Here is a 7,331-nt window from a genome sequence, read left to right on the forward strand (position 1 = left end):
CGTATTGCACCGAACGGGCGCCGTGCCGACTTCCTTGCGGCGCAATACGCTATCGCTATTGCGCCCTACCCGGGAATCGAGGTCTTTGCGTTCCTCGCGCCTTTGCGGTTCAGATTTTCATTGGTTCCGGGGTCAGCCGACGTTGACGCCGTGCTGCAGCGCCAGGGCGCGCAGTCCGCCGGCGTAGCCCTGGCCGACGGCGCGGAACTTCCAGTCGCCGCTGTGGCGATAGAGCTCGCCGAAGATCATGGCGGTCTCGGTCGAATAGTCCTCGGAGAGGTCGAAGCGGACCACCTCCTGGTTGGTGTCCTTGTTGACGACTCGCACGAAGGCGTTGCTGACCTGTCCGAAGTTCTGATGACGGGCCTCGGCATCGTGGATGGTGACCACGATCACCAGTCGCTGGATCTCGGGCGGGACCTTGGGCAGGGCGACCTCGATGGATTCGTCGTCGCCCTCGCCGGCACCTGTTAGGTTGTCGCCCGTATGGTTGATCGATCCGTCCGGCGAGGTCTTCTGGTTGTAGAAGATGAAGTGCGCGTCGCTCGGGACCTTGCCGTCCTCCTTCACCATGAAGAGGCTGGCGTCCAGGTCGAACGGCTGTCCGTCGGTCGCGCGCGCGTCCCAGCCCAGGCCCACCAGGGCATTCACCAGGTTGGGCGCCTCCTTGCTCAGGTTGACGTTTCCGCCTTTGTTCAAGCTGATGGCCATGAGAGTCTCCGTTCGCTGTCGAGAGATGAATTGCTGTCTATTCTGCCCCGATGCCGTGACCGCCGGGTGAATCGCATCGCGTCCGACGGCGGCGGGAGGGCGACCCTGTCGCGGGCCCGGCGTCAGCCGGGGGCATCCGGATAATGGTAGGTCGTGCAGTTCGACCCTGATATTCCATTCGGATTCAGTGCATCGATCAGATCTTCGAGTCCCGAGCGCGGCGTCTCGTGACAGACGAGGATCCGCGCGTAGTCGGCCGGATCGACGTTGTAGAGATAGTTGGCGATCCCTTCGCCGTAATTGTCGCCGAAGATCAGGCGTCGTTGCACGTCGGCCCCGACCAGGATCGGGGAGCGTGTGGTCGACTGGATCGAGACGGCGAATCCGCATTCCTCCAGCTCCAGACCGACGCGAAAGGCCGCGTGCATGAACTCTCCGGTCCCGAGGATGAGGATCGGCGCCCCGGGGGCCAGGTCCCGGGTCGCATGGAACAGCGCCTCGGTCGGGACCGCGAGCGGCCGATCGATACCGAAGCGTCCCAGTCCGTCGGCGATCTGTCCGGGCTCGCGCCGATTGTCGCCGACCGCCGCCGGCGGCGGCTCCGCGGACGGGGGCGGGCAGGGCTCGAAATCGAAGTCGGCATGCAGCGCGGCCAGACAGGAGACCGGCAGTCCGAGCCGGTCGCTGAAGCGTGCGGCGCTGTCCGCTCCGCTGAAGTCTGTGATGCAGACGAACTGGACCCGCTCGATCGCCGGATTGAAGGCGCGATAGGCCTCGACCAGGTTGCACAGTGTGGTGCCGGTGCTGATCTCGTCGTCGATCAGGACCAGCTCGCGGGCCTGGCCGAAGGTCTCCAGATGGTCCGGGCGCAGCGGAAGATAGAGATACTGGTCGGGGGCATGGCAGTGCGGCTCCAGGAACTCCAGGAAGCGCCGCTCCTCGACCCGGTAGCGTGTCGAATGGACGAAGAGTCCAGGGGTGTGCGGCTCGAGCTCCAGTGCGGCCTCGAAGACGCCCTGTCCGAGCCCGGTGGCGGTTTCCGCCATGGCGATGAAGACCCTGGGACCTTCGGCCGGCGCCAGCTGGGCGGCCAGATGGCGATGGATGCGGCGCATCTGGCTCGGGCGGGCGGGCCAATGCTTGCCGAGCACCTTGCTCAGAAAGAGAAATCCGCGGTTGCGGTTGTTGCGTGCGGCGAATCCGCACAGCTCGTCGAGCACGAAGGCGGATTCATGGACCCGGACGGCGAGCCGTCCCGTGTCCAGTCGAACATGGCGTGTCGTCACGAATGATCCTCGACGCGGCGATGCAGGGGTGTCCCCTCGATCGCGGCTATGGGCCTTCCGCTCGAAAGGAATGCGCGGAACGAGCCCTCGAATGCTGGTGTATGGTCGGTTCGAGTCGGCGACGTCTCCGTCGCCGATGCCGGCGGGATACCTTCGGGATACCGGGAGGGCGGCCGGTCCGGTCGAGCCGGACTCGGATCGGGCCGGACGTGCCGCCGTCACTCGGACGGGCGGCGCTCAGATGTGCGGCTGGATCTGCGGCAGCAGCTGCTCGAAGGTGCGGCCCTGGCCGACCTCGCCGATGGCGTGCATCTTCCACTCGCCGTTGTGGCGATAGACCTTGGCCATGATCATGGCGTTGTGGGTGCCCTGGCAGCTGAGGTCGTAGCGGGCGATCTCGGCCTTGTCGGCGGCGTTGACGATGCGGCAGAAGGCGTTGGCGACCTGCGAGAAGTCCTGTCCGGTGTAGTTGTTGACGGTGAAGACGAGGCTCTTGACCCCGGCCGGGACCTTGGACAGGTCGACGATGATCTGCTCGTCGTCGCCCTCGCCCTCGCCGGTGCGGTTGTCGCCCGTATGCATGATGCTGCCGTCCTTGCTGTGCAGCTGGCGGAACCAGACGGCGTCGAGGAGGTTGCCCTGCTCGTCGAACATGAGGCAGGAGGCGTCGAGGTCGATGCTGTCGTCGCCGCCGCCGCCGAACATGCCGCCGAGGAAGCCCGATTTCTTGGTCTGGGCGGCATCCCAGCCGAGACCCATGACGATGCGGGTCAGGCCGCCGCCGGCCTCTTTGTCGAGCGAGATCTTTTGACCCTTCTGAAGACTGATGCCCATCTCTGATACCTCGTGTGGTGGAATCGTTGTCGTGTCTGTATCGGGCGCTTTGGCCCCGGGGAGCGCGCTCAGTGCGTCTGCGGATTGAAGATGGAACGGTTGCGCGAGCAGACCACGACCTTGCCCTGGCCGCGGAAGCGGATCACCAGACCCTCGCCCGAGGTCACCGAATTGACCACGTTGCCGAAGAAGCCGCCTCCGGTGCGGGGCATGCCGACCTCGAACTGGAGGTTGGACGACCAGGCGACCGCGTGACTGTTGTCGATGACGGTGTCGCGATCCGGCGAGATGTCCAGGGTGAAGAGCGCACCGAATCCCGAGATCGCCAGCGTTCCCTGTCCGACCGCCTCCATGATGACGAAACCGCCGGTGCCGCCGAACAGACCTCCGCCGAGGCTATTCATCCGCGAGCGCACCTCGACGCCGTTGTCGGCGGCGAGAAAGCTGCCGTCGGACAGGGTGAAGGGCGAGCCCGGGGTGACCTGGAGCAGTTCGATGCCGCCCGGCAGGGCGGGCGAGAGCAGACAGTCGCCGCCGCCGCCGACCGCCTCGATTTCCTGCTGGAACAGGGATTCGTCGGTGGCGAGCCGGCGCATCAGGGCGCGTCCCAGGCCGCCCCGCATCTGACCCTTGACCTGCAGCGCCTCCTCCATCATGACCATGGCGCCGGATTCGCAATAGATCTTCTCGCCCTTCTGCATGCTCACGTGCAGGAAGGGATCGATCTCCCCGGTGACCGTGAAATTCGGCATGGCATTCCTCTCTGGCTACATGGAAGCCGCCGCCTCCGCCAGCGTTCGGCCGGCGGCTGGCGGCTGGAAGCTGACCGCTGAAGATCAGCCGATGTTGACGCCGTGGTCCTTGGCCAGCGCGGCCAGACCGCCGGCGAAGCCCTGGCCGACGGCCTTGAACTTCCACTCGTCGCCGTGACGGTAGATCTCGCCGAAGACCATGGCGGTCTCGGTGGAGTAGTCCTCGGAGAGATCGAAGCGGGCCAGCTCGGTGTTGGAGTCCTTGTTGAGGACGCGCATGAAGGCGTTGCGGACCATGCCGAAGTTCTGTTTGCGGGTCTCGGCCTCGTGGATGGTGACGGCGAAGACGACGCGCTGCACGCCGGCCTCGACGCCGGGCAGGTTGATGGTCACGGTCTCGTCGTCGCCTTCGCCCTCGCCGGTGGTGTTGTCGCCGGCATGGACCACGGCGCCGTCGGGCGAGGTCTTCTGGTTGTAGAAGACGAAGTGGGCGTCCGAAAGGACCTTGCCGTCCTCCCCGACCAGAAAGACGCTCGCATCCAGGTCGAAGGCGGCGCCGTCGGTGGAGCGTGCGTCCCAGCCGAGCCCGACGAGGACGTTGGTCAAACCGGGGTCGGTCTTGGTCAGGCTGACGTTGCCGCCTTTTTGCAGGCTGATGGCCATGTGCTTCTCCTCAGTTCAATGGGGGATGGGTGGTGAATCGGGTGATTGAGACTAATGATTCGATCGAGCCTTCGATGGCTGAAAATCGGCTTGTTGCCCGCCCGTCGTACCTGATGGGGTTCGCGGGGTAGGATGCCTGGTCGCGATTGCGGACACCGGCCGAAGCCCGGTGCGATGGCCTGTCCGGTATCGCGCCGTCGGTTTCCTGATCCAGGCGCGGAATCCGCTTAGTTTAGTCGAGTCACGGCTCGCAGGGTACAGCGTGCCCAGTCCTGGCGGGGTTCAACGCCGTCCAGGTGCCCTGGATCTCCCTCTTGGGATCGGTTGCGGCCCATCAGAAGACAACGCTGTGAATCCGGTGTTCCTCGGGCGGATATGACAGGGTCCGCGCGATGGTGCGATCCTCCGCCCTGCGTATTGCGGTGACTCTGAAAGCGGTTGCAAAATGTGGCTGGCAGTCTGTTTCGGTCTCTAGGCAATCGGGCTGTCCTTTCCACCGGCCATCGAGGGAGGCAGAGGTGCTGGCGCAGGATGTGACGACGGATGGATGAGTCCCCTCCTATCAGGGGCACGGCCGATGCCGATGCGTCGGCGAGCGCGGCTCGGGGTGGTCTCGATTCGGTGATGTCCAGTCGTGTCGACGCCCGCCCGGACGCGAACGATCCACTCCGCTCCGCCCTGATCGAGGAGGCGTTCCGGCAAGGCCGGGCCGGTATCCCCATGATGGCGATCGCCATGCTCGGGATGGCGGGCATCCACTGGCTCATGACGGACACTTTGATCGAACCGCTCTGGCTGCTGGCCGGATTGTCCGTCGTCTCGCTGCGCATGGCGATGGTCGTCCTGCATGCGCTCCGGCGGGAACGGCTGAGCATCAGGGTCCGCGCCCGGATGTTCGAGTGGCCGCTCATGCTCAATTCCCTGGTCTGGGCCCTGCTCCCGGTTTTGGTCTTTCCCGCCGCCGAGCCGACCGAGCGGCTCGCGCTGATCACGATCATCGCGGGCCTGGCCGGCGGAGGCGCGGCCCTCCTGGCTCCAGTTCTGTGGCCGTCGCGCATCTACATCCTCAGTCTCATGATTCCGGCGTCCATCATGATACTGGATACGCCGGGCTCGGGGCCCGTGGTCTTCATCCTCGGGCTCTGTTTCGCCCTGGCGGCCTTGTTCAGCCACTCGCAGGCGCGCAATGCCCTGGTGATCTCCCAGCAGCGTCTGATCGAGAATCAGTCGCTGCTCGGCGAGATGGACGAGCAGAGGGTGCTGGTCGAGCGGCTCAATCAGGAGCTCCTCTCCGCCCAGGAGCGTCTGCTGAAGCACAGCCTGAAACTGGAGACCGAGGCCGAGGAGCGGTCCGCGCGCATGCGGCTCGCCATTTCGGTGATCGAGAATACCGCCGAGGGCGTCATGGTGATGGCGCCCAACGGGATCGTGCTCGAGGTCAATCCGGCCTTCACGCGGATCACGGGCTATGCATCCGAGGACATCATCGGGCGCTCGGCCAGCCTGCTGCGCTCGGACAGGCACGACGACGACTTCTTCGATCTTCTGTGGAGCCGGTTGCGCTCGACGGGACGCTGGGATGGCGAGATGTGGAGCCGCCGCAGCAACGGCGAGGCGTTCCTCGAGCGCCGAACCATCGATGTGGTCCGCGACGCCGAGGGAATCCCCACCCATTACGTCTCCGTCTTCAACGATGTCACCGAGGATTACCACAAGGATCAGAAACTGCTGCATCAGGCATTGCACGATCCGCTGACCGGCCTGGGCAACCGCAAACTGTTGCTGGAGCGGCTGGAGCACGGCATCGCGCAAGCGCGGCGTCTGTTTCGGAAATTCGGCGTGCTCATCCTCGACCTGGATCAGTTCAAGGCCGTCAACGACAGCCTCGGTCATCATGTCGGAGATCAGCTCTTGTGCGAGGTCGCCGCGCGGCTCGAGGGCCGGCTGCGCGCCAGCGACACACTGGTGCGGCTCGGCGGCGACGAGTTCGTGATCCTCATGGCCGGTCTCGATCGGCCGGGCGATGCCGCGGTGCTGGCGCATGAACTGCTCGATTCGTTCGCCCAGCCATTCGAGCTTCCGAGTCACCGCATCCACATGCGTACCTCGCTGGGGATCGCCATCTATCCGGACGACGGGACGAATCCGGATGTCCTCATGAAGAATGCCGACATGGCGCTCTATGCGGCCAAGTCCGCCGGACGCAACGCCTTTCATTTCTTTCGTCCGGTCTTCGCCGAGCAGGCCAGGCGGAGGCTGGAGCTGGAACTGGCGCTGCGCGAGGCGGTGGATCGTCGCGAACTGTCGCTGCATTATCAGCCCAAGGTCGCCGCCTCGGACCATTCGGTGGTCGGGTTCGAGGCGCTGCTGCGTTGGAACCGTGGCGAGGAGGGATTCGTTCCGCCGGATCGCTTCATCCCGGTCGCCGAGGACTGCGGGCTCATCGGCCAGATCGGCGCCTGGGTCCTGGCCGAGGCCTGCGGTCAGGTCGCGCGCTGGCATCGGGAGGGCCATGGCTGGCAGAGGGTGGCCATCAATGTCTCGGCCCGCCAGCTGGCGCACGACGACCTGGTCGGCATGATCCGCGAGGAGTGCGGGCGGCAGGAGATCTCGCCGCGCCTGCTGGAGGTCGAGGTCACCGAGAGCTGTGTCATGGCGAATCCCGAGCAGACCGGACCGATCCTGAAGGGGCTGCGGGACATGGGCGTTAGCGTGGCCATCGACGACTTCGGCACCGGGCATTCGAGCCTGGCCTATCTGAGGCGGTTGCCGGTGGACGTCATCAAGATCGACCGCTCCTTCATCCGCGAGGCGGGCGAGGACGCGAGCGCCGAGGCCATCGTCAAGACCATCGTCGATCTGAGCCGAACGCTCGACATGGGGGTGGTGGCCGAGGGTGTCGAAACCTTCGAGCAGGCCGAGATGCTGGCTGGAATCGGCTGTGGGATACTGCAGGGCTATTGCTTCGCCAGGCCGATGCCGGCCAGCGAGATCGAGCGCCGATGGGACGAATGATGCCGCAGCGCGGATTCGACGCCGAAGCCGAGCTTGTCGCGACAGGCTCGGCTTCGGCGGGGCTAGACGA

The 7,331-nt window shown here is 65.4% G+C and carries 6 protein-coding genes; 1 reads left to right on the forward strand and 5 read right to left on the reverse strand.

Annotation, left to right across the window (positions count from 1 at the left end):
• Nucleotides 1-132: 132 nt before the first annotated feature.
• From D779_RS17015 to D779_RS17035, 5 genes are all read right to left on the reverse strand, one after another.
• Nucleotides 133-711 carry a TerD family protein gene (locus D779_RS17015; protein WP_043756343.1) on the reverse strand — a complete coding sequence of 193 codons (579 nt, stop codon included), beginning with the start codon at nucleotides 709-711 and terminating at the stop codon, nucleotides 133-135.
• A gap of 122 nt (nucleotides 712-833) precedes the next feature.
• Nucleotides 834-1,997, reverse strand: coding sequence for a phosphoribosyltransferase domain-containing protein (locus D779_RS17020; RefSeq protein WP_043756365.1), 1,164 nt, complete (start codon nucleotides 1,995-1,997; stop codon nucleotides 834-836).
• A gap of 237 nt (nucleotides 1,998-2,234) precedes the next feature.
• Entirely contained in the window at nucleotides 2,235-2,831 is a 597-nt protein-coding gene (locus D779_RS17025; protein ID WP_043756345.1) for a TerD family protein, read from the reverse strand.
• Nucleotides 2,832-2,899: 68 nt separating this feature from the next.
• A complete protein-coding gene (locus D779_RS17030) occupies nucleotides 2,900-3,583 on the reverse strand; it encodes a TIGR00266 family protein (protein WP_043756347.1) in 684 nt (227 codons plus the stop codon).
• 84 nt (nucleotides 3,584-3,667) lie between these two features.
• The gene (locus D779_RS17035) at nucleotides 3,668-4,246 is read right to left on the reverse strand and encodes a TerD family protein (RefSeq protein ID WP_043756349.1); all 579 of its coding nucleotides are present in this window, start codon (nucleotides 4,244-4,246) and stop codon (nucleotides 3,668-3,670) included.
• A 624-nt stretch (nucleotides 4,247-4,870) separates the two neighbouring features.
• Here D779_RS17035 and D779_RS23175 point away from each other — a divergent pair.
• A complete protein-coding gene (locus tag D779_RS23175; protein WP_052348218.1) occupies nucleotides 4,871-7,261 on the forward strand; it encodes a putative bifunctional diguanylate cyclase/phosphodiesterase in 2,391 nt (796 codons plus the stop codon).
• Nucleotides 7,262-7,331: the final 70 nt, after the last annotated feature.

The organism is Imhoffiella purpurea (assembly GCF_000585215.1).
Classification (GTDB): domain Bacteria; phylum Pseudomonadota; class Gammaproteobacteria; order Chromatiales; family Chromatiaceae; genus Imhoffiella; species Imhoffiella purpurea.